Raw genomic sequence first — 23,847 nt, 5'->3', positions numbered from 1 at the left:
GGGAGAGAGGCATATGAAAATTGATGATCACGCTGAGTATGAAGAGCTGAATAAAATATCAGATTATTTACCCGAGTATTATCCAGAAAATCAAACCTGCGAAAGAGTACAGGGCTATTTTATTGGACCTAAGTTAAGAGATGATTTTGATAGCACACCCAATGAAGACCGCCATTCATTGGAGTTAGAGCACTGGTTTGGGCGCCCATACATTGATATTGAAGAGTTTACCTTTGAAACCTATCAAGATCACGTGACGCGAATGGGTAAGTTTGGGATCGAACTCGAAATTGAGTCGGAAACTGAGTTCTATGAGAGTCAGCAGCAGAGTAAAGAAAGTTGGTTTACAGCATGGCCAACAGGTAAACGTTTTGAGTCCCGTTGTCTTACTGGAGGCGCATGGGATCGCTCTAGTACTCTAGGAATGTTTGCGACTCTTGATGAAGCGATTGCTCGATGCAAACAAGACATTATTTTATTTGGCTAGGTTAAATTAAGAGGTGATCGAGATGTCACGCGCATTACTGGACGAAACGGTGCTTAAATTTATAGATGCGAAGTTATCCATCGAGGGTCGTATCACCTCAACAGAGGTGATACGCGCATTTGGTTTAGGTCGTCAAAAAATTAGCTCTCTATTTACTCAGTATCGAGGGTTGTGTCCTAACAATATGCACCATGATGTGAGTTTGAGATGCTACGTACGTGGTGATAAATTCAAAGCAAAGTTACTTACTAACAAAACGCCGGAAGATTACCTACAGGCTGTTGAAGTCATATTCGGCGAGCAGGAAGGCTAAAAATGAGTGAGACTGTCGAAAAAATCAAATGGTTTCGTGCCACAATAAAAGACGTCCGCGAGAATTTTAAGCAGCCTTTGAGCCATCCATGTTTAATTGCACAATTGGACGTTTGTGAGAAATTCATGGCTGAAAATAATGATAAGTCGATTTGGGGATCATATGGACGGGGCTCAGTTCGGCATTTCACGAATGATTTACGTAGGACGTTGATTGAGGGGGAATGGAGGGATGGTAGTGATTTTTCTGACTCACCTCTTTTCTTTGGTTGGTCAATAAAACAAATAGAAAAAACAATGATTGATGATGCGAGCTCTATTCCTGAGTTGGTGATGGGAGCATATGATCATTATCAATGCCACAAGCAGCTTTTCGAATTCTATTAAAGGGAGAATATGAGTGATTGCAAAGGTAAGTAGTTGTACCGATTGATATAAATTACTCTCTTTTAATAAGCTTATTTTTACCAATATTTTTCTGTAGATGGCAGTCATTCTTTTTATTGCCTAATTTATATACTCTAATATAATAAAAGGGCAACACATCGCGCGTTGCAGTCTTTGGACGAGGTGTCACTCATAATTTGAGTGGCATACAAGCCCTCAGACTATGATTGATAACTCAGTTTATCAATCCACCAATCATAAAGGTGACATTATGCTCACTACTTCAATTGTTCCTGTAAAGGAGCGCTTTGCATTTTTACCATCAATCACAAAAGATTTTTTAAGTTTTGAGGCAACGTTGTTTAGTTTCGCTGAGATGTTTTCTGAAAATTATCAAGGCGCTTATTGGCAATTTATATCTTTGAGTAATGGCGGGAAGTTTTTATATCCTGAACTTGAGGGCTCTGTAAGAGCGATAAATACTTATAGTCATGCTGATGTAACGTTTTCCTCTGAAGCTTATGGTCTTTGTCTTACGCTTATGGCATTAAGCCAGCGTAATGCGATTGCTCATCGTAATGGCGATGAAGAAGAAAATGAACGCTTGTACACGCTTTATCACCAAGTACGAGATTATGCGTTAGAGCATAAAGACGCCGAGTTTATTTTGACGTTTATTGACTAACGCAAAACACCACTATTTTTCCATTTCAACAACGACATTAGCGTTTTAAAGCGCGTTCCACATTTGCCAATTTAATTGGCAGATGCCCGTTAAATTGGTTCTTTCCATTGTGATTAATTTAACGAAAGGTACGTCTTATGACTACGCACACCAAAAATAAACCGGATTTTTACCAACAAATTACTAATCAAATCATTGAAGCGCTTGAGTCTGGAGTTAAACCTTGGGTTTGCCCTTGGGATAAAACAGAGCAATCGGGTATGCCCTCTAATGCAAGTACGGGAGCACTTTATAATGGCATGAATATTATGCTGCTATGGATGAGTGCAACCATGCAAAGCTTTTCTTCTTCGTCTTGGATGACCTTCAAGCAAGCAAAAGAAAAAGGCGGGCAAGTTCGCAAAGGGGAAAAAGGAACTCATATCTTTTTTTACAATATGATTGAAAAAACAGATAAGGGAACTGATGAAGTTGAACGTTATGCAATGTTAAAAACATACAGTGTATTTAATATTGACCAAATAGACGGGCTACCTGAGTCAATGTATTGTCCTGTTGTGGCAATTGATGATGAGGTGCCAGTTCGCTCATTGGAGTACGTTGAATACTTCCTCAATGCAACTGGCGCAAGTATCGTTTATAACGGACAACGCGCATTCTATCGCCCATCCACGGATGAGATAGTGATACCTGATTTACATCGGTTCTCGACCACAGAAGATGCTTATGCGACGACATTGCATGAATTGACTCACTGGACGGGGCATAAAAGCCGATTAGAGCGTAAAAATTGCAATGCATTTGGCTCGAAAGACTATGCGTTTGAAGAGTTAGTCGCTGAATTGGGAAGTGTTTTTCTCATGGCGGATTTAGGAATTGTGGGTGAGGTTCAACACGAATCTTATATCGCTAATTGGTTGACGGCATTGAAAGATGACAAACGTTATATTTTCAAAGCAGCAAGTCAAGCCAGTAAAGCACATCAATTTTTACGAAATTTAGTTGACCATCATAATGCGGATAAAGCCGCATGATATGGTTACTATCACCAAGTTTACTATCCCAAGGAATATCCTTTGGGGTGTTTCTTTTCATTGTTTTAGGAGAAACACAAAATGACAATACTTTCTATTTCAGAAGATATTCAAGAAGAGGTTCATTGCTCTCATTGTGGTACAGATGATGGTGTTATTTATAAAAATCATGATGCTGGTACTGAAAGCTTTGATTGTAATTACTGTGGCTTATCTGTTGAATATCCAATGTGATAACATAAAAATGCCCCATGATACTTAGGTATCATGGGGCGTATTTACGATTAATTACAGCCCCTTTAATTATTGTATTTATATGCCTTGTAATTTTCGGTGAGCTCTGCTTGTTTACATAGCTTAGAGGCTTTACCTTTTTTATGAAAGTACACCTACACCTTTTTGAACAATAATTACTCCTGACTATAGGTTTTTTTTTAAAGACCACTATAGAAGAAATTACCATTCAATAGATAAGGAGAACTTTTTTATGATGAAAGATATGTATTACTTGAGCTATGTGCTTTTTAATATCACTCAAACGATTGAAATCATGTTTAGTCTAGTGAGCTAGACATAATTCGTGTTTAGTTGATGTTGAAGAATATTTTTGCAACAAACCCGATATAGAATGAATACAGTAAATCAGACAATAAAAAAGCTAAGTATGTTGGTACACTTAGCTTCCAATTTAAAATCGTCAACCTATCTTAGGTACAAAAACCTAATTACTATAAAACTCTCTTCTTTTATCTAAATCAACAAATTCGGTATTAGGGAAGGGCGTCTTGGATGACTCACCAATACCATCAAAGAGAACAACTACATCCGTTGTATTCTTTGGTGACTTAATTATCCAACCATTCGGATCTATTCCTTTCTTGGGAGTACAATCATCAAATTTACTAAAACATTCTTTAGTATAAAAAATTCTGATACGTGGCCCATCGACAATCACTTGCATCGAGCCGTAATTTCTATCAAAATTTTGATAATAGTTATCCATCAGTTTCATTTTAGCTTCCGCCTCTTTAGGGATATCCGCTGAAATTCGATGATAGGAAATGTATCCGCTGTTAGAACCTGGATTTCCTTTTGCCCAATCGCCCTCGATATGAGCTGGCGCATCCATTCTACCCCCCGTTGACATCGCTCCCGGATAAGAGCCAATTGACCCCATAGCAAAGTTCACCATTCCACCAGAAAGCGTTGTAACGATTATCTCTCCTGTACCATGTCGACCAGAAGTCGTACCGTTGGTATACCCAACTTTAACTGTATATGGCTCGGGGGTACAACCTAAGATAGAGAGCATCAATGGCACTAAAAAAATTAATTTACTCTTATTCATTACTAAATACCTTACGCTGTAATTGTTCATTGTCATTATAGGTGACTGAGTTGACTATTTTTTCATAGAAAGAATCATACCCTGCATTAACCAAAGCATCATGAGGAAGGTGAATATAACCACCTAATAACTCGTTTTCACTCTTTTGCCAATCAGAGACTGATATACCACCAAGTGGTTTGCCTTTTAACTCATCCCATAACGATTTTGCCATATTGTCACTATTCTCATAATCAGGATAAAGAGGGAATTGATCGTGCTCCCATAAAATACCGTGTACTTCACCTTGTTGTTTCATTCGCTCAAGTGCCAACCCTGACAAGGCATTACTGATAGGTACAAAGTGATAATACAATAACTGCCCATCAACCAGTTTAACTTCACCATGAAGTTTATAGGTATTCTGAGTGTGTTTGGCCCATTCTTGATTTTCTTTCTCTAGCATTCGATTTGTAAAATCGGTGGCTTCATGCGCACTGGATATTTTCTGTAAGTCCGTCTTATATTTATCATAAAATGACGTGGTGTTAATTTGATGTCTATTATACGTTGAATCCACAGGACGATTTAATCGCTCAGGCAAATCAGTACGCCCGTATTGCTCTTTTGATGGATAACCGCCCCCAATATCGGTATGACAACCAGGGAACACCTCTTGATAGAAAGTACCATCAGCAAACGCGTTCATTCCCTCGCCGCCATCTAATGCCGTTAATGGGAAGTTCTTACGGTACTCATGTTTTGCACAAATCTGGAAAACTGTTTTCGCCGATTTTTGGTTGAGTCCCAAGATAAAGTTACCTTCATCCTCATTCCCTGCCCAATAAAATGAACCGACCGTATCAAATAATCCCGCAAAACGAACGGATATACGGCGCGTCATATCAATAAAATAAAAGTCGTTGTTATCTTTATTAAACGCTTCATGAGATTCGTTGCCAAATAAATTAGGATAGATATCGACAGGGTTATGGCCTTTTTCTTTATTTAAATAATCAGGTACTCCCTCAAGTGCCGCATTAATAAAGTGACGAGCTAGGGCCGCACCACGGCTGAACCCAAATACGTCAAATTCAATGTGATTGATTTTAGAATATAATCCGTCTTGTTCTAACCCTTTTAGAATTGAAGCTAATCGTCCAAGCAGCGACTGCCACTTCCTAAACGCCCCTGTATCATCAAACACCCCAGCAACTTGCCCCATCATCGTTTCGTCTTCACCCGCATCGATAATAGGGTTTCTCCCACCAGACATATCAATGCCATCCACGGTACCGACCCCTGAAACATAGATTTTATACGACTCGGCTTCTTTTTCAGGGTAGGCATCAAATAACCTCGCCACATTGGTGCGTGATTTATTACCCCATTTTTCTTTATAGGCATCGTTTGGATTGTTTTGACCTGTACCATCAAAGAATACCCCAATACGTAACGTGCGCTCAGGCTCGACCTTGCATACATTCACTATGGGTGTTCGTTGAGGAACAGCACGGTCGTCTAAAGCAGCAATCACCCCATACCTTAACTCTCTCGGTACTTGAGTGGTGTACGCATTGGCAAAACTAATGGCTTGACCGACGGGTTGAATTTGTTTTGGTGGTAAGGTCTCTCGCGGTTGAGTTGTGGTTTGTTGACGTTCAACTTGATTGACTAACAGTGTATCACCGATTTTCAATGAGGTAGGGTCTTGCTCATACATCGGATTTAAGTTCAATAATGCTTTGGCCGCCAGTCCATACTGAGCCGTTATCTCCCCCCAAGTTTCACGTTGACCTGTTTCAGGGTTAACCTTAACGGTATGCTCAGAGGTAGACGAGGCTTCAGCCTCTGTCGCTTCAATAACAAGCGAGTCGCCAACTTGAATATCGTCTTCTTTTCCTTTGTATTGAGGATTCAATTCAACCAATTGACCCAGTGTTAATCCTTGTTGGTTCGCTATACCAGATAAAGTATCACCCGCTTGAATGACATAAGTCGTTTGATTATCGCTTTGCTTCTCACGAACAAGTTTGTCCTCGCTTTTTGCTTGAACAATCGTATCCACATCAAGCAAACAGGCGTGCTCATCAAGCCATTCTGCGGTTAGCTCTTCGAATTGTTGCGTGGTCATTTTTTGCGGCAGGTAAAGAAGATGTTGACGAGCAACAACAGAGTTATCTATTTTCCAAGGTAAGAGAATAAAGCCATATTGATGCGCTGAGAGTAACTCATCCGTTAAATGATGCTCGGTAGATTGAGTCACCTGAAATGCCCACTTGCCATCGCCCATTAACTTGTATTCATGAATTAATGTATCGTCAATAAAGTGGTATAAATACCCTTCAGTAGGCCAACCAAGGCGCTCTCCGACCTGAACTGCAGGCTTTACTGGAATAAATGACTCAGTAGCATGAGCAGCATCTTGCTTAACAGGTTTTACGTTATCGAAAACCATAGCACTGCCACTTGAAATAAAGAACTCTCGGCTAAGTGTTTTTGACTCATTAACATCTACACTAGCCGTTAGCAGGGTAAAGCCTTTCTCAGTTTGAGCTTTACTCCACGTAGAGATAGTGGCTTCTTCTTTAGTTTTGCCTAAAGAGAATACACCCACTTGATACGTGTTCAGTTCATCTTGAGCGCAAGCTATTTCAATGGAATATTCAAACGCTGCGGCTTTAGCTTGTTTCTCTTTTACTGGCTCATAATGCGGAACGTCTACTTTAGTGGCTTTAGCTAATTCTTCATTCCATGGAAAATACGCATTTACAAACTTTGGTGTTGCTTCATCTACAGGCTCAACAAACTTCTCTAATTTCTCATCCCACACTTTCATTGCCTACCTAAATTCAGCTACTTAAATCATTTTTATCATGATAAATGAAAACCAAAATGTGTTTTTACTGATCCTATAGGCAAAATAACCAAACTTAATACCTTGAGCTGAATATCACGCTTTATATTTAACTTTCTTCGAATTTTACTTTATTAAAAAACACCTATTTTCTTGAACAACTTTAATTTGGAAACATCTCTGAAAAATTAAAAGCATTGATAGAATAAATCGTTTTTCATTTTACTCTGTAGGTAATGGTAGGAGCATAAAATGGAAAAAATAATGAAGTGCCCAAACTGCGGGCAAAGTAAGGAATGGTTCTATAACGAACGACTTTCAATTTGGTTTTGTATTTGTGGTTCTGTAATTTTTTCTGCTTGAGATTTGAGTTTATGCCGACGAATATAGCCACTCAACGTACTTGCAGATACTTCTAGTGACTTGGCTATTGATGCTTGGCTTAATCCCATCGATAGATATTCAGTAATTTTCTCTTTTTGTTTATCGAGTTTTAAATTCTTTGCTGGGCCTTTTGGTCTGCCACCAATAATCCCTAACTTACGTTTTAGAAAGATAAAAGCTTGTTCATCGGCTCTTTTTTGTATTATATAAAGCAAAAAAAAACAGTTTATAACCACTAAGCGAAGGCTATAAACTGCAAAAGATGATGGTCGTAGGTATTACGACATTTGAAAATATAAAGTAAGTAATATTTATTATCTTGATTTTTTAAAAGGTTTTAGGAATAAATCACAATTACGTTGCTAATTTTAAAAGTTATAGAGATAAAACCATGTGATAAGTTATTATTCTTAAATTGACCTACAAGATTATTATTTTGGTTTTTTCTTATTGTATTTATGGCTAGATAATCAATGAATTTCACAGTACCTATAGCGATTGTTGCATTAATATTAGTCGGCTTACTTTTTGGTTTTACCATTCAAATATCAAGTTCTATTCTTAATGTCATTAGTTCCGTTGGGTCTGCGATTGGCGGGATGGGAGCAGCGATTGCAGCTTGGTTTTCATATCGAGCAATTGCTGAGTGGAAGCATGAGTTTAAGTATAAAATTAAATATGAATATATTAATGAAATGGAATCAATTTTTTATAAAGTTTGGGGTGATTTTAGTCAAATTATTTTAACAGAATCAGTGAGTTCTACTGATTCTGAAAATCCGCTAATTAGTAATTTTGACCAGTATAGAGAAAGGTATGAGTACTGTTATTCACAACTTTCTCCATTAATGAAAGATAAAGAGATATTAGAGAATGTGAGTTATATTCGCATTACTTTTAATCTAATAAGTCACTATCATATTATTAGAAACTCTAATTGGGTTATGAAAAGTAAAGCTGTCTGGAACAATATGGACAGCGCTATGGAACATGTGAAACTGGTTGAATCAACTCTTGGTTTACGTAAAACCTACTATGATAATTTTCAAAGGCTAAAGAGAAGTTTGTAATAAAAAAGCCATGCTTCAATGAAAAGCATGGCTTGGTGTTACCGAGTTTTATTGCGTGTTCACAATAGCAATATTGTCAGTATAAAATATCCTCTTATCGGTGTTTTTTGAGTTTGATTCAAAAATTACAATTCCCCCTTGTCTCGGTCAGGTTTTCCGTCTTTATCAAAAAAACGAACGTTACAGCTAGGAAAACCGGTACATCCCCACCAAAACGTATCTTTCTTTTTAGCGGGCTTTCTTGCCAGTGGCTTTGAGCACTGCTTACAAAATTCAGTATCACTGACCGCTCCAAATTTTTCCGCATTCGTTGGACCTGCTTTCTTTTTTAGGGTTGGATTAAGATCTGGTTTGCCTTTGTTATCTTGAAAAGCGGTTTTACAATCAGGGTAACGATTACAGGCATGAAATACCCCGTTCTTTCCTTTGCGTTTAGTAATGCTTCCTTTTTGGCATGTTGGACAAATAATTCGCTCAGCTGCCGTGATGGCCACACCGTTATCTTTTACAAATTGAATTTGAGTCTCCAGGTAAGCATCGATGTAACCAACAAAGGTTTTTGTATCGAGCTCGCCTTTTTTAATGCTGGCTTGATAATTCGCCCACAGTGCTGACGTATCGGGGGTGATGATCTCATCGGGCAGTAAAGCACAGAACTCTTGCCCTGCAGTTGTGGTTTTATATACTTTTTCTTTATACCCTTTTTCGGCGACGACACTCACAAGGTGCGTGTTGCTCTGTATTTTAGTTAAGTGAGACGCTCTAGTGGCTTCAGTACCAATCGAGCCATGCTCTGATTTGTTGCCTTTGTCTTTTTCTTCCAGGGCTTTTTTAAGTTGTGGATCACTCACGTACTTGGCTGCACTGCTCATGGCGGCCAATAGTGTCGATTCGGTAAAGTATTTCAATGGTTTGGTCTTTTTCTTATCGATAGTGACCAAATCACAAGTGCCTTCACTGCCTTCTTGCAAGCTCGCTAAATCAAGACTGTTCTCGTTAGCTTTATCGTTATACTCTCCTTTATAAAGCACCTCCCATCCTTGTTTATCAAGGGTGGTTTGTGTCGCCACAAATATCTGTTGGCCACAATGAATGGTGGCTTTGACTTTATCTCGACTCGATGGCGGATAAAAAAGCGCAATGAACGACGTGGCTACAAGACGGTACACATTGCTTTCTTTTTCAGAAAGCGTACACGTATTGCCGTTTTTCTCTGTAGGGATGATGGCGTGATGCGCCGTAATATTTCCATTATTAAACGCACTGTGCGTTGTGTTTAGGTCGGCGTCTGAAAGTAACGATAACAAACTGGGTTCGGTTTGGGTTATTGCCTCAATAATGTCCTCCGATTTTTGTAAATGGGTATCAGAGAGGTAGCGACAATCCGAGCGCGGGTAAGTCAGTAGCTTATGGGTTTCATACAGTTTTTGTACGATATCTAGGGTTTCTGTTGCGGTATATCCCCATTTTTTTGCACAGGTTTGTTGCAAGGTCGATAGGTTAAAAGGCAGTGGAGCCGCCTTTGATTCTTTTTTACTTTCTATTGTATGAAGGTGTGAGGGCTTCCCATCACAGAGCTCTTTAATTAAGGCTGCATCGAGCTCTGAAATAAGGCGTTTTTTTTCATCCAATTCACTGGTGTCTGAATTGGGCATTAACCTGGCATGAAGTGTGTGGCCAGCAATCGAAAATTGACCATTGAGTAAGTAGTAAAAAGACTCACTGTGATTCAAGTTAGCAAGGGTACGTTGATTGATTAAGCCATAGAGCGCACTTTGAACTCGACCTACGTTTAAAACGTTCTCAAACCCTTTCTCACGTGCTTTTAGAGTGTAAGCTCGTGTTAGGTTGTAACCAAACAGTTGATCGCCAATTGAGCGGGCAAGGGCGCTTTGAGTGAGGTATTTAAACTCACTGTTAGGGCGAAGGGCGTTCAAGGCGTCTTTAACGGGTTGCTCATTTAGATCTGAAATAAGTACCCGTGATACGGACTTGGTGTTATTGACGTGCGTTAATATTTCATCAATTAATAAATTGCCTTCTTCATCGGGATCCCCCGCATGAACAATTGAATCGGCGTCTTTTATCAGTTTTTTGATCACGTTGAATTGAGTTTGTGTTTTTTTAATGACTTTCATTTTCGGTGGGTAAGTGGCTTTAATTGGTAAATCGTCCAATGTCCACTTCTTGTATTTTGGATCGTAGTCTTCTGGATCAAACAGTTTGAGCATGTGACCATAGCACCAAGTGACGATGTCACTTCCTGTTTGATAGTAACCGGCTTTCTTGTCGGTTTTTGGGTTACCGTTTAAGCCAATACAAATGGCCTCAGCCAAACTTGGTTTTTCAGCGATAAATACGCGCATAAAGAGTCCTTATTTATAATTAGAAAAAGGCACTTAACTCGATGAGTGAAGTGCCTTAATTAAGCAGGGGGCTTGTTAGGTAATGACGAGAGTTTTCATTTCATCAAGAGTGAATATATGAAAGGTTTTTCTGTGCTCATCGGTTAGGGTAATTCGAGAGCCATTCATGTTGACATAAGCAATGTTGTTAAAGCGGTTAGTTAAGGCTATTTTGGTTTTTATGTCAGGCACAACATAGATGACTTTTGACCAGTACTTATTTTTTTTAGCTAACAAATGACTTTTTAGTATTTCTTGATATCGAGGTTTTGTTTTTAGCGTTCGTTCGGTTTCTATCGCAATTGTGTGTCCGTTGGGTGCGATAATTAATGCGTCGGGGCGGTGGGGCACAGGGTATTTTTTTCTAAAAAGGTAGCGGTCGGCATTTTGCCAATGGTTCCATCCATTACGCTCTAAATAAATACGTACTTCTTGATTCATTAAGTGATGAACCATGGTCCATGTTTTTATTTTTGAGGGTTCAAAATGTTGAAAGTCTTCTGTATCGTTTAAATTAACGGTTTCGGTCATCCCTTCGATGGTTATTCCCCACACTTTGATTTTGATGTCTCTGAATCCGTATTCAAACTTTTCGATAAAACCATACCTTTTAATTTTTTGTAATAAGCGATCTAATGGCTGACGTTTTTTATAATTCAATAGCAGCATTAAGTTAGTGATGTCGCTGTAGGTTTCTTGTTTTAAGAACGCTAAGACTAGTGCTTGTTTTTCTGCGCTTCTTTCTCCTCTTTTTTTAGGATCTGTAATTATCATACCTTCTCCTTTTCTAACTGACTTTTTCTGAGCTTATGAAAATCAATGCAGGTTTTATTGAGGGTTATGAGGTGCTTGGTTAGGTTATCCAATAATCCCGTTTGATAAGCCCGTTTTTGTTGGTTATTCAATTCTCCTGTAAATAACGCTTTATTGAGTTCAATAATGAAGTCATCAATGGCTAAGAATATTTTTACAAGCATGGTGTTCTGAGGGCACACTTTTTCTTGATTGATCGTTAATGGGTATTGGTTGTTGGGTTCAAACACTCGAAGCTCAATGGGATCAATGTCTTTTTTAAATTGTGAAATATCGTTTTTTATTGTTAGGCGAGAGGCTCGAAGATCATCTCCAATTTTCTCTATGACTTTTTTCGCAAAAGCCGTCTGCAAGCTGTTGTCGTTTTTGGTGGAGAACGCGTACACAGAAAACAAACTACTGAAAATAAATTGCCCATCTACCGGTTTTCTTTTTGATGCTGGTACTAATAAGTCGTGTTGCCACAGTAAGGCGAGTTTTTTATTATGAAATTTCATTGGGTTATTCCTTCATTGTCATTTGTTCAAATAATTCGTTGGCTTGCCTTTCTAATTCTTCTTCGGATAATTGAGGTAGCTCCTCTTTGTCTGTAGGAGATCCAAAATCAAAATCAGCTTCATTCTCTTCTGAAAATAGATCGTCTTTGGGCGCTGAGTTCAAAGGGGGGTTGTCAATGAATGAGGTATTCGGTGTGGTGTTAATTTCAAAGTCTTCATCTTCATTGGTATCTAATGGAGTTTTGATATCAACGCTCTGTTGCTCGTTGACTGAGTGGTATTTCAATGTTTCTTTTTTGACTTTGATGGGCGAAATTAAAGAGGGTCTCGGTGGCTCACTTGGGGTGAAAATATAACTGACGCCATTAGGCAAGCTCTGCAACATATTGGTGTCTACAAAGTAGCGCTCAGCAAGACGAACGCTGCGATCGGTTGATACATTTTCTGTGAGTACTCGACTGCTTTCTATTTGCCTGGTTTCATCATCCACTAAAATGGTGCCTGACATTTTAGATACCCACTCGGCGGTTTCGGGATCTTGCAGTTTATACACCAGTTTAAATTTAGTGTTCTCTACCACTGCACCGACAACGGCTTCACCGTTTAAGTCGGCGGGGCAGTCTTTTAAGTCGGCCACCGATTGATGGGCCATGATAATGTGAACGCCTTTATCACGGGCGGCGCCTAATCCTTCAAGTGCGGCCTTTGATAAATGGTATTTCAATTCATCTAAGAAAATGGCGATGGGTCTGGGTTTGCTTTTAACTCGATCTCTTTCTTCGGCCAATTGAAACAACCGAATTAAGATCATGCGCTGTGCGATGATGATTTTACTGTTACGCAGCGAGCCAATGATGTAACAACACCCTCCGTGATCAAAAATGTCTTTTAGGTTTAATCCTCCAATGGCATTGATGGATTGAACTAAAGCAAGCTCTTCCATTTTTCCATAAAAGGCTTTGATGTTGTCTGAAATAGATTGAACGTACTCACTGTTAAATAACCCTTCAATGGATCTCATTTCTTCATCATTGGCAAGGCGTGGCGTTTCACGAGCCGCTTTTCTATCATCGATACGATAGAAGTCCGCGATGTCGCCTTTTTCAGCCAAACTTAATCCAGCCACGAGCAGCTCTTCAATTTGATCTTCGTTGATGTCCGCAAATAAATCGAGTTGATATTCTTTGCGATTGAGATCGATTAAGTAAAAGGGTTTTCCTGCTTGCTCGCAGGCATAGCGAAATAAATGTGGCGCCCATTCATCGTTTTTTGGATCCAAAACAAAGACGCCTTCATCCGCCATGATGCTCTGATAAAGTAACATTCCAGAGGCAACCCCTTTACCCGCGCCCGTCGTTCCTAAAATATCGGCGTGTTGTTTTTGCCAATCCGCCATAGGGATGTATTGAGGTTGTTGATGTCTGTCTAATCCGACAAACATTCCCTTGCTTAAGTCAATGTGGTCCAGTGGATCGTATTCCATCGTTTCGGGTAAAAACTGGCGAATGTTTCTCACGTCCGTTCGCTCTTCTCGAACAAGGGCTGATTTTTTTGTTAAGTCCGTTTTGATTTTATTTTTTAATGGTGAAAGTTGACGGCGAACGACGATGTGCAGTGTTATTCCGATGAATAAACTTGGCCACAATAAATAGGCTCGCCATGAATAGTTCACAGTAATTACGTGATCGAGTTGAGCACTTTGGATCCAAATGAGAACCCAGGGGATCGTGATATTTGATAGCGTACCAAAGAGAACGAACAAAATGGACAATGCGATGATAGCGCGACGGGTGATCGTCTCTTCTCGCTCCGTTTTTGGTTTGTCAAAGTAGATCGTAGGCAAACCAATTCCCGCTAAAAGCGAGAGCAACCATCCCCACGAATCGGTGAATGAGTAGAGAGCCGATCCTGTGAGAATTGCGATTTTAAAGAGTGCGAATTCGATGGACTCGAACATGGTGAGTAAACCTCTAAATATTGTGATCCTCGGTGTTAGCGCTCGGTGTCAAGGCTCGATGTCTTGGTAACACCGAGCGCGGACACCGAAAGCAGACACCGAGTGGAAGAAAAATAAAAAGCGAGAAGGGATACTCGCTCGCGAGTAAGAGATACAGAAAAAACGTGTTTTTTCAGTCTTTTAAGGTCAAGGTCAACAGAAATCTCCCCTCTGTCCTGAACGTCCGACAGGGAGCAAGTCAAGAGCGCGCAAACCGTATCGCTACGCGAGACCAAGCCCCTTTTGAAGGTGATTTCTGCTCCTTTTGGCCGTGTCGTTCCTAACTTGCTCAAAATTAGCCTAATCATCTACCAAAACGGGCTTGGTCTCGTGTTACTCAACGGTTGTGCGGGGCAAGCCCCCAAAATAAAACGCCTCTGGGGAGGCTCGTGCTTTACGCTTGGGCTACACGTTTATTTCGGCTCCCCCGTCTAACTTGGTTTCGCGGGGCTCAACGCGGCGTTAGATGCTTCGCACTGAAAAAAAGAGTACCAATTTCGCTACGCTCTTCCCCCCACGATGGGGGACGCTTTCAGCGATTGACTCTTTTTTTAAGCAGGACAAACTAAAACTTCTCTCGTGCGTGGCACGTCGTCGTTAAGTTTGAAAAACAGTTCACTTTCTCGCTTGGGCTCGTTGTGTTTCACTTGAGCATTCGAGCCATTTAGCAATCCTTAAGGATTGAAATGTCGCTCTTATTTTTTAGAGAAAGACGAGAGGGTGACGAGAAAAAAACAGAGAAGAAAAAGCGAGGAAAGGACGTGATTGAAAAGACAGAAAGAGCGATTTAAAAAAGCAAAGGCCTTGCTATGTCGAATAGAGGGTTTCCAGTGAAATGCGTTTTTTCATGGCTTCCATTTTCGTTTTATTGGCCGCCGTTTCTGGATACTCAAGCAAGCTTGAATAGAGTTGAAGGATTAACATCTCGATGTCTCTGTTGTTATCATTGACGATTGAATCGAGTAAAGCCTCATTGGATAAACGAGAAATGAATTCGTCTTTATCACAAAACAAAGAAAGATTATCATAACCAATCCCTTCGATAATTTTACTTATTTCGCAGCCGCTTAATTTATCAATCTGACTCATCGTTATGACTCCTTTCTCAGAAAGTCGGATAATTCTAATCCATTTTCAATGGCTTTTTTTATGACGTTTGGTGTGTCACCTTTGCCATTCCATTGTTTCATTTCACCGTCTTTTTCGTAGTGATAAGTGAGAGGTAGTCGTGGTTTTTCGGTGGCTCCTTTTTCGGGTTTCTTGTTGGCTTTGGATTTGCCTGTCATGAGTTTTGAGAGAGCCGTAAAGTCGATGCCTTTCTCAATGATGTGTTGTTTGAATAGCTCAAGCTCTTGCTGTTTTAGTGCGTCCTCTTCGGCTTTTTTTTGGAGTGTGGCTTTAATTTCATCGTTCAATAGAGTGATGTTATTAAGTACGCTTTCACGTTGCTTTAGTGTGGCTTGGTTAAGTGCTTTACGAAGCGTTCGTGTGTTTAAGAGTGTTTTTAATACTGGAGTCATAGGAGATCCTTTGATGTTAAGAGTTAGTTTTTAAGGGTTGGTTGTTGAGCTGGATGAGATTCTTTTCTAAATGCTTTGTGATTTTCGAGTCACTTCACGTTCGGTACATGTTCAATTTGTTGTTTCAACGTACAGTGGAGGCAGTTGATTTGATGAGGGTTTGAAATGAGAAATGAACGAGCTTACGTTCCGTTTTCTTGTGTTTTCAACGACAATAAAATGTCACATACCGTGTATGAATTAACGAGCAATGATCTCCCGTATCGTTATGTTTATTTGGTGTGTGTCGTTAAAGATAATGGGGAGCGACTACACGTTCTTAATGGGTTTTTTATTAACACGAATATTAATAGAAATGATGAAAGGTATTTATCAATATTGGTCCAAGGTTATTCACATCTTGAGGGGGTTGATAGTGCATTGTTGGATCGTGTTTCATTTTTATCTTTGAAGATAAAAATTGAAGGGGCTCAATATATCAACGAAGAAGAGGGACGTTGTTTGATGAAGTACCAATATCAGGCGTTAGTTAATAAGGGGATGACTTCATTTAAAGGCTCAGTACACAGGTTTGTGTAGAAAAAATTATATTTTCCTTTTTAAGCTAGAGTATTTCTCTTTTTATAACTATATGTTAATCATCGGTTATTATAAAAAGGATAGAGAAGTGAGCGTAGATATCCATATTATTTATGACATCTTGGTGTCATGGAAGAACCCGAAACGTATTCTGATTTAACGAATGATTATAAACTTAAAACGAGAGAGTGGTATTCCCCTCAGTCTTGGGAAGTCTCCTTGAGTCAGCTAAATCAACGACTCGCAGAGGTTGGTGCGCCAGCGTTAAGTGCGCTTGTTGTGTCTCAAACAACAAATGAACCGGGGCCTCGTTTTTGGGCGAGTGCACCTAATGTACCGGCAAAACATAACAATCCACTTAAAAGTCACTTTTTGTGGCAAGAGATCCTTAAACAAGTACTTATTTATCCATGGCCAACTGAACTTCCCACGAATGATAAGTGATCGGGCTTTAGTTTATTTCGTGCTCCATGGTTTGAGGATTAAACGTAAAAACGGGAATGAATTTTCCGTTTTTAATTTCCGTGATTTCGGTTATTCGTCTGCCGTAGTCGGCATGACGACTGGCGTGGATCAGGACATTTACAGAGCCCATGATTTGTTTTTCTGCCAACTCAAAACTAATCAGGCCTTGGCTTGCAATGAGATACTGTAAGCGCGATACCGCATCAATTGTGTTGTTGGCGTGAATGGTGGTCACACAACCTGAGTGGCCCGTATTGATGGCTTGCAGAAAGGCATCGGCGGCCGCCGCTTTTCTTATTTCACCGACCCATATTCTGTCGGGCCTCATACGAAGGGCGGTTTCAATCAGATTCTTCATTTCGACTTCACTGCCTTTTCGATTCGGGGCTTCGAGTGATACGCGATAGAGCAACCAATCTAAATACAACTCTTGAGTATCTTCACAAGTAATGATGCGCTCGTTCAGAGGAATGAATCGCGCTAAGGCGCGAAGCAATGTTGTTTTTCCTGAGCCGGTATTTCCAGAAACGATGAGGTTGCTGCCTTGTTGAATGTGTCGCTGTAAGGTGTTGGCCATGTCAGCGCTCAGGGCTTTAAACTCAACCAATTGTTCAAGACTGATTAAGTCTTTGGGTGCCACACGTAACGTGATGGTTGCGCCTTGAGGCGTGACGCTTGGCATGGTGCAACACAATCGAGAGCAATCTGGCAATCTGGCGTCCATGATGGGGGATTCATCGGTTAAGGTTTGGTTGAGGCACAGTGCAATTTGAGTAATGAGGTTTTGAAGCGTTTGCTCGTTGCCAAAGGTGCTGTCAGTTTTTTCTATTTTTCCATTTCTCTCGATGGAAATCGAATCAAACCTATCCACAAAGATTTCGGTCACGCCTTCACATTGAAACCACTTTTTAAGGGGTTTGAAATTGTCTTCAACCCATTGCCATTCATACTGCTTAGCAATGGGCACCTCACCAAATATAGTACTTATTGTGTTATTCATAAATAATGTCCATTCACAGGTTATGCGCATTTTTTGTGGATAAGGTTAGTAATAAGCCGTTTTCCCAAAGAGAAAACCGTTCTTATAAATCTCGGTGTAATTGAGGGTATGCGAGCAGCCCGTCGGTGTGCGCGTGCCATTTTTTGAGTTATAGCGACATTGACGGTTTTTGATTATTTTCTCTTCAATGTATTGAGACGAAAGACAGCCATTTTTATCATGACGTGCACACACCGTATGCGTGGGGATGACGGCAGCAACGCCCGTTTTATTGGTGTAAACGTCTCGAACCGGAGGGCCAACCTCCGTTTCTTTTTGGCAAGAAGACCACCTCGGCATCGCCGGTTGATGTTTTAACGTTCGTTTTCTAAATTCTCGGTGTGGTCCATCGCACCCTTCACCAAACCCTGTCGGTAAACACATCCAAATGGCACAGGCGTCATCAGAGGCGGCCATTAATGGTGGTGAGTAAGTGAGTGAAATAAAGAGAGGTAGGCACAAAAGAAAAGAGAGCGGTAGGTGTCGTTTCATCATTGGTATCCTTGATAGTAATGCATGACTTTTTTTATGTAGTTCCGTGTTTCTTTAAATGGCGGGATACCGCCATATTTTCTGACGTTTCCCTCCCCCGCGTTGTACGCGGCCAGGGCTAACTCAATACTGTCGTATTGACCAAGCAAGCGAGACAGCAAAGCCGTGCCTCTTTCTATGTTTTCTTTGGGATTAAAGGGGTCGATGCCCGTCGAGTTCATGTCCATTAACTGCATTAACCCTTTGGCTCCTTTGTGACTTTGGGCGTTTGCATTGAAATTACTCTCCTGTTTGATGATGGCCAAAATTAATGAGCTAGGAACGCCATAGACTTGGCTACTTGTTGTGATTAATTCGCAATGTTTTGGGCACGCCCGTAACGGATTTGAGCGAGAATAGGTTGACGTCCAGCCGTCATAAGAGCGGGCGCTGGCATAAACAGAAGACGAAAGGGTGCTCAGCATGAGCGCGATGGCCAATGCCGTAAATGAATGTGTCATAAAAGAGCCTTTGTAGAAGCCTAACGCACTGCGCTTGTTGCACACTTAGCTCAAGTAAATCATGAATGATTTATCTCATTAAGCGTGTAAATTAAAGATGCAGTGTGTAGGTATGCCAGTGGGTAAGAGGGGTGTTGGTTAAGCTGGGTGATTTTTTTAGGTGTTTATAATACATCAGCATCAAGGTGCCCAGTGGAAAGGTAACCCAGTGAGAGGCTTTGGATTGTACCGTAATGTGGTGTTTTTCTAATTGAGTAATAAAGTGATGCATTGCTCTCTGTTTTTTTCCTTTAAAAAACAAAGGAGAGGAAAGGGTGATGGTGGTTATTCCTTTTTTCTTCAGTAAGTCAGTCAATTGCAACAACTCAATAAACGTTTGTCGATTAAATGCCTGGTTTATTGTCGATAAGTGTATTCGCACGTGGTGAGGGTGAATGATTGAGGTTTCTACTGCCAATAAACTGTGCCGGTGTTTTCTTGCGATGAGTGGGATGGTCAGTAATAACGTGGGTAAGAGTAAGTACAGAGGAAGAAAAAACCAAGGTACGTGATTAATAATGGCATTGAGCAGAAGAAAAAAGGTTAAAGGTGTCACTTTTGCGGCTTGCTTTAAGGCGGTGTATTGATAGTTCGCATCAAGAGCAATACGTTGATTGAGCAAGCCGAACTTTGGAAACAGCAAGAACGACGCTGAGCCAAAAATAAGTAAATAAAGAATGAGTTCAAACACCATAGGCCGCTCCTTGGTCGGTTAACTATTGATATATAAAGCGTAGTGGGTCACTCGCCCTTTCACAAATAAAAGCAAGAAAGTCCTGTGTATTAGGAATGTTTCCGTCGAAAAGTTAGCGGATTTACTCGCCTTTTTTCTCTTTTGAAAGGGGGGCTTGGGTTGATAAACTGTGGGTCTTTTTGGCTTGGAGGCGCCCTTTTTGTGGAGGGAATTTATTATTCCAAGTGGCTAAAGTTAGTAAAGAAACATAACCATAAGTGTCTAAATCTTGTTTGAAAGCGTATAGGCTGGTTTTTCGTTGATCCCATTCATAAGCCATTCGGTTGTTCTCTCCAGTAATGATCGGCAAGCGCTCTGAGCTCTTGCTCATCCCTAATGATGTGTTCATTAGTGTAGAGATCTGGGTGTAAATTTTGGGGTTCATAATTACTCGGTTTTCCAGTCTTACTGTTTACTACCCAGGAAAGATAAGGGTGTTGCTCTCCAAGCAATTGTGTTGAGACGCTGCGTTGAAAAATGCCGAGAACCTCACCGAACGCTTTATACGTGCATCGTCTTTTTTCATTATTTAAAAATAGGAGTAGCTTATGGGCTTGCTTCTTTTGATCTATTGTTGCCATTTTATCTCCTTGGATCTTCTTATTGGGCTTTAATGTTCGCTCCCAATGTTGAACCACTCTTTTTTCTTCTATAAAAACCAAACCCACTGAATAGAAGTAAACTCAACAGGCCAAATGAACCGCCGTCACTGGAGCTTGAGCCATTATCTATAACCGGTACGGGTTTGTTTATTTGAATGACTTCATCGCTGCGACCTAAGATGAGATTGCCTTCTCCCCCTTGACTCTCAATCACATACGTACATTTATCATAGGAATTAATTTCTCCGTTTTCAATACAGGTTCCTCCAATAATTTGAACGTCCCCTGATGTGTAAGCACTGTCAGTGACTGTGTTTTGATGCAGAGATTGAACCGTTATCGTGGCTGATCCATTAGAGGTGTTGGCAAGAGTTGGGTAGTGCCAGCCATCGATAGTTTGACGAATGAACTCGTCGGCATAATGTAAGTTGGTGCCAAAGGTCGTCGTTCCATAAATACTTTTATTGATGGCCACAATCTCATTATTATTGTTTAGCCATGCGCCGCCGCTGTCACCGCCTACGCCTTGGCCTTGGTTGGTAAAGAGTCCATTAATTACTTGCTGGTAGGTTGGGTCAAATTCAGCATTGACTGTTGCATAATGAAGGGGGATATCAGCGTTACTGGTTGAGCCAAAACCGAACAGTGTTAACGTATCGGCATCTTGTACAGTGTTTTTGGTTAAATCTGAAAAATAATGAATTTGAGTTGTTTTTCGTGAGTTTTGAAGTGACCACAAAGAGACATCAACTTTAGCCCCTGATAAATCCCAATCAGGATGGTCGCTACGTTGGGTACTAGCGACAATGGTATGATCTGAAAATCGGATCATATCGGGCTCATCACAATGAGCTGCGGTTAAAATAAATTTTCCCGCGATGAGGGTTCCTGTGCAGTTCATGGTGACCATGTCTTGATAATTATTCCAATCAACGGCCGTGCCATCGGTGATTGCATAAACATTGTTTGATATCGCCATTATCAGGAGTGTTTTTTTTATGTGCTTCATGTTGCTAGCCCTCTTATTTTATAAATTATAGTGTATCATTTTTTGATTGAAAAATAGTCAGTTGCCGTTATTTTGGTTATGATCTTTTGGTCTAAAAAACGCGTTGGTTATGATCAAGAAGAGGGCGGCGTTAACCGCCTCTCTGGATGATGTTCTTATTTTAAAATAAGAACTTTTTGGATGGTAATTTTGGCTTGAACACTGCCCCAACGTTGGTCGGATTGTTTATGACCTCCGCAGTTTTTGCTGCTTGATTGCTCGCCTCCTCTGACTTGAGACCCCGTAAAAATGGCATTGGCAGTGGCGCTGAGTCCACAAGTGGATTCAGTGTTGGTAACGGTGGCAAGGGTTAAACTGCCACTGTTTATGGGGAAAGTTGCAGAGCCTTCACTGGTTTGCACCATCACCATCTTGGCATTGCCTGGAATGGTGATACTGCTTGTGGTGTTTCCTGAGTAAAGCTCTTTCCATTCTTCGGTTCCAATATCTGCTAAATCAGTGGCGGTATAGCCTTTTGCTGGCGGTGGGGCCAAGGCCTTCATTTTGGCGTTGTAAGCAGATTGGTCTTTTACCGCATCCGCATAAGTGACTTTGGCGCTTGCTAGTGGACTAAGGGTTAAAGCCAGAAGACTGGCCATGAGGGTGATTTTTAACATAGGGATTTCCTTATGGGTTTATGGGGTTTTGCATTGGGTTAAGGCGATGACATAACCAGAATGATTAATTTGGCTTGTGCCACTGCCCGTTTTTACAATGTTATCGAGACCCACACGCCACTGCGTGGCGGTGGTTGATTTTAAGTACGCACGAATGCGTCCCGTGCTTTCTGTGTCGGTTGGGGTTGTGATTTCTCCTATCATTAAGTGAATGATGCTCTCTTTTCCATCGGGGCAGTTGGGCCTATCAATGATCCCATCGTGCTTGGCTGAGAACGTATTAACCAACCCGTCAGAGACGACGGTTTGGGTACCATTACTGTTTTTAATGGTGACGTCTTTTACGTTCGTTATGGCAAAGTTACCGCCCACATCCCAATCATCAAGTAAGGTCGAGTCATCGCCACTTCGCTTCACCAACCCGTCATACGCAAAGGCCATGTCAGGGCGAGTTACGTATAACGTAATGAGATTATTCGGCTCGCTATAAGTCAGGTTCGGTAATTGAGTGAGCATGGCTAAAGACATGCTGTGCTCAGCACTGAACGCGAGTGACGTTGGATCGGGCAGGGTGAACGTTAATACCGCACGATAGGTATCAACACCGGTTGGGGTAATGAACGCTTGGCGCTCATACGTGATGACGCCCCATGGGCTTTGATCTATGTTCATGCAATACCCTTGCACGTTGTCGGCGGGTAAGCAGGTGGGGACATAAGCGCCTTCTAAGTCAGTGAGGGTGGTTGGAAACAGGCGAGAGGCATTGATGGGGGTGCCAGCTTGATATTGGTCTGCGTTGTAGGCGTGGATTTGATGGGTTAAAAAAAGTAATCGATTGTAGAACGAATCAGCGTCTTCTTTGATGCGTTGTTTCTGAGTTTGCTCGCCATACAAGATAAACGCATAAGAGAGAAAGCTCAGTGCAATCAATAACCCCACCATGGCCACAAACCCCCCTTGTTTTTTTGGGCTTTGCATTAGTGATCCTTATTGGAGGCACCCCGTGGCGTTATCAATGTGTTGAAAGTCAGCACGTTGGTAACCTAAAGGGCGTTGGTAGTAAAAAGTGGTGTCATCGCGTGAGTCAGGGGTAAGGTAACGGGCGACAGCGCTTGTGTTGAGTTCGGTGAATGAAAAACTCACGTTTAATGAGTGAGGCGTTGCGGGTGCTAGATGGTCATATTGAATATCATAAGTGCCCAATTTATCCATTAACTCGATGTCTAACTCAGTAGGGTCAAGGCTTGGCTGAGCCAAGCATTTTGAGTCTAACACTTGCTTTGCGTAGTGATGCTGAGCCTCTAGCGTCAGCGCATCAATGTGATTTTCTATTGATAACGCATCGATTTTATTGCTGAGTGTTGAGCTCAAACTCAGGGACAGGACGACAAACAAGGAGAGAAAGACAAGGGTGCGAAGCATATCAACACTGAGTAACCCTTTCTGATGCACCATAACTAAAAGGACATTGTGACACGGTCAGAGCCCGTGCTGATGGTTGAGCACCCAGCCGCTTCAATACAGCCTTCGCGGGTACTCGGCGCCATGGTATCGGCAATGTCCGCCAGGCGGTCTGTGTCATTGGGCAACGTCGCCACGATATCAAACAGTCCTTTGGAGGCGTTCACACTGACCGTCCAGTCTCCCCCAAACGAGTTGGTCGATTTTCCATCCCCTGATAAGCCACAAATCGAATCACTTAAATCGGTGACGACGCAGATTTTCTCTAGGCTAACGCCTTCGTAGTTCGGTCGGCGTTTTTTCCAATCGCGGGTGGCGCTGATGATGTTGGATACGTCGGTGCTAAATTGAATTTTATTCCATTTATAGGCCAGTGTTGGGCCCTGTGAAATGATGAAGATAAGCGCAATGATGATAAAGCCAGATATCAGCATGGCATCCACGCTCATCGCGCCGCGTTGAGCGAAGGTATTCGGTGTTTTTTTCATAGTCTGTCTC

The 23,847-nt window shown here is 41.2% G+C and carries 29 protein-coding genes; 9 read left to right on the top strand and 20 right to left on the bottom strand.

The annotated features are described in order from the left end of the window. Positions 1 to 13 precede the first annotated feature (13 nt). The 6 genes from BTO23_RS20950 to BTO23_RS21435 all read left to right on the top strand — a co-directional run bounded on the left by BTO23_RS20950 (position 14) and on the right by BTO23_RS21435 (position 3,139). Complete coding sequence (locus BTO23_RS20950; protein ID WP_105064493.1) at positions 14 to 487, top strand: hypothetical protein; 474 nt, start codon at positions 14 to 16, stop codon at positions 485 to 487. 22 nt (positions 488 to 509) lie between these two features. Continuing rightward, positions 510 to 800: a BrxR family helix-turn-helix transcriptional regulator gene (locus tag BTO23_RS20945; protein ID WP_012548868.1), complete on the top strand. Its 291-nt coding sequence runs from the start codon at positions 510 to 512 to the stop codon at positions 798 to 800. Positions 801 to 802: 2 nt separating this feature from the next. Continuing rightward, positions 803 to 1,186 (top strand): hypothetical protein, encoded by a 384-nt coding sequence (locus BTO23_RS20940; RefSeq protein WP_245922164.1) that lies wholly within the window; start codon positions 803 to 805, stop codon positions 1,184 to 1,186. Between the two features lie 271 nt (positions 1,187 to 1,457). Further along, positions 1,458 to 1,871, top strand: a complete 414-nt coding sequence (locus BTO23_RS20935) for an antirestriction protein (protein ID WP_170066798.1) — start codon at positions 1,458 to 1,460, stop codon at positions 1,869 to 1,871. 137 nt (positions 1,872 to 2,008) lie between these two features. Next, complete coding sequence (locus tag BTO23_RS20930) at positions 2,009 to 2,905, top strand: ArdC family protein (RefSeq protein ID WP_105064491.1); 897 nt, start codon at positions 2,009 to 2,011, stop codon at positions 2,903 to 2,905. Between the two features lie 81 nt (positions 2,906 to 2,986). Continuing rightward, on the top strand, positions 2,987 to 3,139 hold the full coding sequence (locus BTO23_RS21435; RefSeq protein ID WP_170066797.1) for a hypothetical protein: 153 nt from the start codon (positions 2,987 to 2,989) through the stop codon (positions 3,137 to 3,139). Between the two features lie 487 nt (positions 3,140 to 3,626). Here BTO23_RS21435 and BTO23_RS20925 read toward each other — a convergent pair whose 3' ends face one another. The 3 genes from BTO23_RS20925 to BTO23_RS20915 all read right to left on the bottom strand — a co-directional run bounded on the left by BTO23_RS20925 (position 3,627) and on the right by BTO23_RS20915 (position 7,688). Continuing rightward, complete coding sequence (locus tag BTO23_RS20925) at positions 3,627 to 4,253, bottom strand: hypothetical protein (protein ID WP_105064490.1); 627 nt, start codon at positions 4,251 to 4,253, stop codon at positions 3,627 to 3,629. Continuing rightward, positions 4,246 to 7,071: a phospholipase effector Tle1 domain-containing protein gene (locus BTO23_RS20920; RefSeq protein WP_105064489.1), complete on the bottom strand. Its 2,826-nt coding sequence runs from the start codon at positions 7,069 to 7,071 to the stop codon at positions 4,246 to 4,248. Before BTO23_RS20920 ends, BTO23_RS20925 begins: the two co-directional genes overlap by 8 nt. Positions 7,072 to 7,391: 320 nt before the next feature. Continuing rightward, a complete protein-coding gene (locus BTO23_RS20915) occupies positions 7,392 to 7,688 on the bottom strand; it encodes a hypothetical protein (protein ID WP_105064488.1) in 297 nt (98 codons plus the stop codon). A 258-nt stretch (positions 7,689 to 7,946) separates the two neighbouring features. On the opposite strand from BTO23_RS20915, the gene BTO23_RS20910 reads away from it, so the two are divergent. Continuing rightward, entirely contained in the window at positions 7,947 to 8,543 is a 597-nt protein-coding gene (locus BTO23_RS20910; RefSeq protein WP_105064487.1) for a hypothetical protein, read from the top strand. A gap of 125 nt (positions 8,544 to 8,668) precedes the next feature. Here the strand turns inward: BTO23_RS20910 and BTO23_RS20905 are convergent, their stop codons facing one another. The 6 genes from BTO23_RS20905 to BTO23_RS20880 all read right to left on the bottom strand — a co-directional run bounded on the left by BTO23_RS20905 (position 8,669) and on the right by BTO23_RS20880 (position 15,774). Beyond that, entirely contained in the window at positions 8,669 to 10,909 is a 2,241-nt protein-coding gene (locus BTO23_RS20905) for a DNA topoisomerase 3 (protein ID WP_105064486.1), read from the bottom strand. Positions 10,910 to 10,984: 75 nt separating this feature from the next. Beyond that, positions 10,985 to 11,722, bottom strand: a complete 738-nt coding sequence (gene mobC / locus BTO23_RS20900; protein WP_105064485.1) for a MobC family replication-relaxation protein — start codon at positions 11,720 to 11,722, stop codon at positions 10,985 to 10,987. After that, entirely contained in the window at positions 11,719 to 12,258 is a 540-nt protein-coding gene (locus BTO23_RS20895; protein WP_105064484.1) for a hypothetical protein, read from the bottom strand. The genes mobC and BTO23_RS20895 overlap by 4 nt, the downstream gene beginning before the upstream one ends. Before the next feature lie 4 nt (positions 12,259 to 12,262). Further along, entirely contained in the window at positions 12,263 to 14,215 is a 1,953-nt protein-coding gene (locus BTO23_RS20890) for a type IV secretory system conjugative DNA transfer family protein (protein WP_105064483.1), read from the bottom strand. 846 nt (positions 14,216 to 15,061) lie between these two features. Then, complete coding sequence (locus BTO23_RS20885; RefSeq protein WP_105064482.1) at positions 15,062 to 15,343, bottom strand: hypothetical protein; 282 nt, start codon at positions 15,341 to 15,343, stop codon at positions 15,062 to 15,064. A gap of 2 nt (positions 15,344 to 15,345) precedes the next feature. Then, entirely contained in the window at positions 15,346 to 15,774 is a 429-nt protein-coding gene (locus BTO23_RS20880; RefSeq protein WP_105064481.1) for an H-NS family histone-like protein, read from the bottom strand. Positions 15,775 to 15,939: 165 nt separating this feature from the next. Here BTO23_RS20880 and BTO23_RS20875 point away from each other — a divergent pair, with 165 nt between their 5' ends. After that, a complete protein-coding gene (locus tag BTO23_RS20875) occupies positions 15,940 to 16,353 on the top strand; it encodes a hypothetical protein (protein ID WP_105064480.1) in 414 nt (137 codons plus the stop codon). Between the two features lie 129 nt (positions 16,354 to 16,482). Next, positions 16,483 to 16,797: a hypothetical protein gene (locus tag BTO23_RS20870; protein WP_245922163.1), complete on the top strand. Its 315-nt coding sequence runs from the start codon at positions 16,483 to 16,485 to the stop codon at positions 16,795 to 16,797. A gap of 7 nt (positions 16,798 to 16,804) precedes the next feature. Here BTO23_RS20870 and BTO23_RS20865 read toward each other — a convergent pair whose 3' ends face one another. The 11 genes from BTO23_RS20865 to BTO23_RS20815 all read right to left on the bottom strand — a co-directional run bounded on the left by BTO23_RS20865 (position 16,805) and on the right by BTO23_RS20815 (position 23,837). Beyond that, the gene (locus tag BTO23_RS20865; RefSeq protein ID WP_105064479.1) at positions 16,805 to 17,818 is read right to left on the bottom strand and encodes a TadA family conjugal transfer-associated ATPase; all 1,014 of its coding nucleotides are present in this window, start codon (positions 17,816 to 17,818) and stop codon (positions 16,805 to 16,807) included. A 45-nt stretch (positions 17,819 to 17,863) separates the two neighbouring features. Next, a complete protein-coding gene (locus BTO23_RS20860) occupies positions 17,864 to 18,352 on the bottom strand; it encodes a hypothetical protein (protein ID WP_146107817.1) in 489 nt (162 codons plus the stop codon). Beyond that, positions 18,349 to 18,849, bottom strand: a complete 501-nt coding sequence (locus BTO23_RS20855) for a lytic transglycosylase domain-containing protein (RefSeq protein ID WP_105064477.1) — start codon at positions 18,847 to 18,849, stop codon at positions 18,349 to 18,351. Before BTO23_RS20855 ends, BTO23_RS20860 begins: the two co-directional genes overlap by 4 nt. A gap of 91 nt (positions 18,850 to 18,940) precedes the next feature. After that, positions 18,941 to 19,582: a hypothetical protein gene (locus BTO23_RS20850; RefSeq protein ID WP_105064476.1), complete on the bottom strand. Its 642-nt coding sequence runs from the start codon at positions 19,580 to 19,582 to the stop codon at positions 18,941 to 18,943. A gap of 121 nt (positions 19,583 to 19,703) precedes the next feature. Then, positions 19,704 to 19,901, bottom strand: a complete 198-nt coding sequence (locus tag BTO23_RS20845; RefSeq protein WP_105064475.1) for a hypothetical protein — start codon at positions 19,899 to 19,901, stop codon at positions 19,704 to 19,706. Then, the gene (locus BTO23_RS20840; RefSeq protein ID WP_105064474.1) at positions 19,891 to 20,202 is read right to left on the bottom strand and encodes a hypothetical protein; all 312 of its coding nucleotides are present in this window, start codon (positions 20,200 to 20,202) and stop codon (positions 19,891 to 19,893) included. The genes BTO23_RS20845 and BTO23_RS20840 overlap by 11 nt, the downstream gene beginning before the upstream one ends. Positions 20,203 to 20,221: 19 nt before the next feature. Beyond that, positions 20,222 to 21,232 carry a trypsin-like serine protease gene (locus BTO23_RS20835; RefSeq protein WP_105064473.1) on the bottom strand — a complete coding sequence of 337 codons (1,011 nt, stop codon included), beginning with the start codon at positions 21,230 to 21,232 and terminating at the stop codon, positions 20,222 to 20,224. Between the two features lie 155 nt (positions 21,233 to 21,387). After that, the gene (locus BTO23_RS20830) at positions 21,388 to 21,888 is read right to left on the bottom strand and encodes a hypothetical protein (RefSeq protein WP_105064472.1); all 501 of its coding nucleotides are present in this window, start codon (positions 21,886 to 21,888) and stop codon (positions 21,388 to 21,390) included. An 18-nt stretch (positions 21,889 to 21,906) separates the two neighbouring features. Then, the gene (locus tag BTO23_RS20825) at positions 21,907 to 22,560 is read right to left on the bottom strand and encodes a hypothetical protein (RefSeq protein WP_146107816.1); all 654 of its coding nucleotides are present in this window, start codon (positions 22,558 to 22,560) and stop codon (positions 21,907 to 21,909) included. A gap of 315 nt (positions 22,561 to 22,875) precedes the next feature. Next, positions 22,876 to 23,310 (bottom strand): hypothetical protein, encoded by a 435-nt coding sequence (locus BTO23_RS20820; RefSeq protein WP_146107815.1) that lies wholly within the window; start codon positions 23,308 to 23,310, stop codon positions 22,876 to 22,878. Positions 23,311 to 23,345: 35 nt separating this feature from the next. After that, positions 23,346 to 23,837, bottom strand: a complete 492-nt coding sequence (locus BTO23_RS20815) for a hypothetical protein (protein WP_105064469.1) — start codon at positions 23,835 to 23,837, stop codon at positions 23,346 to 23,348. Positions 23,838 to 23,847 lie beyond the last annotated feature (10 nt).

The sequence above is a fragment of the Aliivibrio sifiae genome, from assembly GCF_002954715.1.
Lineage (GTDB): Bacteria > Pseudomonadota > Gammaproteobacteria > Enterobacterales > Vibrionaceae > Aliivibrio > Aliivibrio sifiae.
The sequence above is the reverse complement of the archived record's forward strand: the minus strand, read 5'-3'. Positions and strand labels throughout refer to the sequence as shown.

Bases quoted from the DNA above. Each gene is read 5' to 3' on its own strand.
- BTO23_RS20850 (WP_105064476.1), bottom strand. From the start codon at position 19,582: ATGGTGTTTGAACTCATTCTTTATTTACTTATTTTTGGCTCAGCGTCG.
- BTO23_RS20820 (WP_146107815.1), bottom strand. From the start codon at position 23,310: ATGCTTCGCACCCTTGTCTTTCTCTCCTTGTTTGTCGTCCTGTCCCTG.
- BTO23_RS20855 (WP_105064477.1), bottom strand. From the start codon at position 18,849: ATGACACATTCATTTACGGCATTGGCCATCGCGCTCATGCTGAGCACC.
- BTO23_RS20825 (WP_146107816.1), bottom strand. From the start codon at position 22,560: ATGAACATAGATCAAAGCCCATGGGGCGTCATCACGTATGAGCGCCAA.
- BTO23_RS20935 (WP_170066798.1), top strand. From the start codon at position 1,458: ATGCTCACTACTTCAATTGTTCCTGTAAAGGAGCGCTTTGCATTTTTA.
- BTO23_RS20895 (WP_105064484.1), bottom strand. From the start codon at position 12,258: ATGAAATTTCATAATAAAAAACTCGCCTTACTGTGGCAACACGACTTA.
- BTO23_RS20840 (WP_105064474.1), bottom strand. From the start codon at position 20,202: ATGGCAACAATAGATCAAAAGAAGCAAGCCCATAAGCTACTCCTATTT.
- BTO23_RS20880 (WP_105064481.1), bottom strand. From the start codon at position 15,774: ATGACTCCAGTATTAAAAACACTCTTAAACACACGAACGCTTCGTAAA.
- BTO23_RS20845 (WP_105064475.1), bottom strand. From the start codon at position 19,901: ATGGCTTATGAATGGGATCAACGAAAAACCAGCCTATACGCTTTCAAA.
- BTO23_RS20950 (WP_105064493.1), top strand. From the start codon at position 14: ATGAAAATTGATGATCACGCTGAGTATGAAGAGCTGAATAAAATATCA.
- BTO23_RS21435 (WP_170066797.1), top strand. From the start codon at position 2,987: ATGACAATACTTTCTATTTCAGAAGATATTCAAGAAGAGGTTCATTGC.
- BTO23_RS20865 (WP_105064479.1), bottom strand. From the start codon at position 17,818: ATGAATAACACAATAAGTACTATATTTGGTGAGGTGCCCATTGCTAAG.
- BTO23_RS20815 (WP_105064469.1), bottom strand. From the start codon at position 23,837: ATGAAAAAAACACCGAATACCTTCGCTCAACGCGGCGCGATGAGCGTG.
- BTO23_RS20860 (WP_146107817.1), bottom strand. From the start codon at position 18,352: ATGATGAAACGACACCTACCGCTCTCTTTTCTTTTGTGCCTACCTCTC.
- BTO23_RS20940 (WP_245922164.1), top strand. From the start codon at position 803: ATGAGTGAGACTGTCGAAAAAATCAAATGGTTTCGTGCCACAATAAAA.
- BTO23_RS20875 (WP_105064480.1), top strand. From the start codon at position 15,940: ATGAGAAATGAACGAGCTTACGTTCCGTTTTCTTGTGTTTTCAACGAC.
- mobC (WP_105064485.1), bottom strand. From the start codon at position 11,722: ATGATAATTACAGATCCTAAAAAAAGAGGAGAAAGAAGCGCAGAAAAA.
- BTO23_RS20835 (WP_105064473.1), bottom strand. From the start codon at position 21,232: ATGAAGCACATAAAAAAAACACTCCTGATAATGGCGATATCAAACAAT.
- BTO23_RS20870 (WP_245922163.1), top strand. From the start codon at position 16,483: ATGGAAGAACCCGAAACGTATTCTGATTTAACGAATGATTATAAACTT.
- BTO23_RS20945 (WP_012548868.1), top strand. From the start codon at position 510: ATGTCACGCGCATTACTGGACGAAACGGTGCTTAAATTTATAGATGCG.
- BTO23_RS20890 (WP_105064483.1), bottom strand. From the start codon at position 14,215: ATGTTCGAGTCCATCGAATTCGCACTCTTTAAAATCGCAATTCTCACA.
- BTO23_RS20910 (WP_105064487.1), top strand. From the start codon at position 7,947: ATGAATTTCACAGTACCTATAGCGATTGTTGCATTAATATTAGTCGGC.
- BTO23_RS20925 (WP_105064490.1), bottom strand. From the start codon at position 4,253: ATGAATAAGAGTAAATTAATTTTTTTAGTGCCATTGATGCTCTCTATC.
- BTO23_RS20905 (WP_105064486.1), bottom strand. From the start codon at position 10,909: ATGCGCGTATTTATCGCTGAAAAACCAAGTTTGGCTGAGGCCATTTGT.
- BTO23_RS20830 (WP_105064472.1), bottom strand. From the start codon at position 21,888: ATGTTAAAAATCACCCTCATGGCCAGTCTTCTGGCTTTAACCCTTAGT.
- BTO23_RS20885 (WP_105064482.1), bottom strand. From the start codon at position 15,343: ATGAGTCAGATTGATAAATTAAGCGGCTGCGAAATAAGTAAAATTATC.
- BTO23_RS20930 (WP_105064491.1), top strand. From the start codon at position 2,009: ATGACTACGCACACCAAAAATAAACCGGATTTTTACCAACAAATTACT.
- BTO23_RS20920 (WP_105064489.1), bottom strand. From the start codon at position 7,071: ATGAAAGTGTGGGATGAGAAATTAGAGAAGTTTGTTGAGCCTGTAGAT.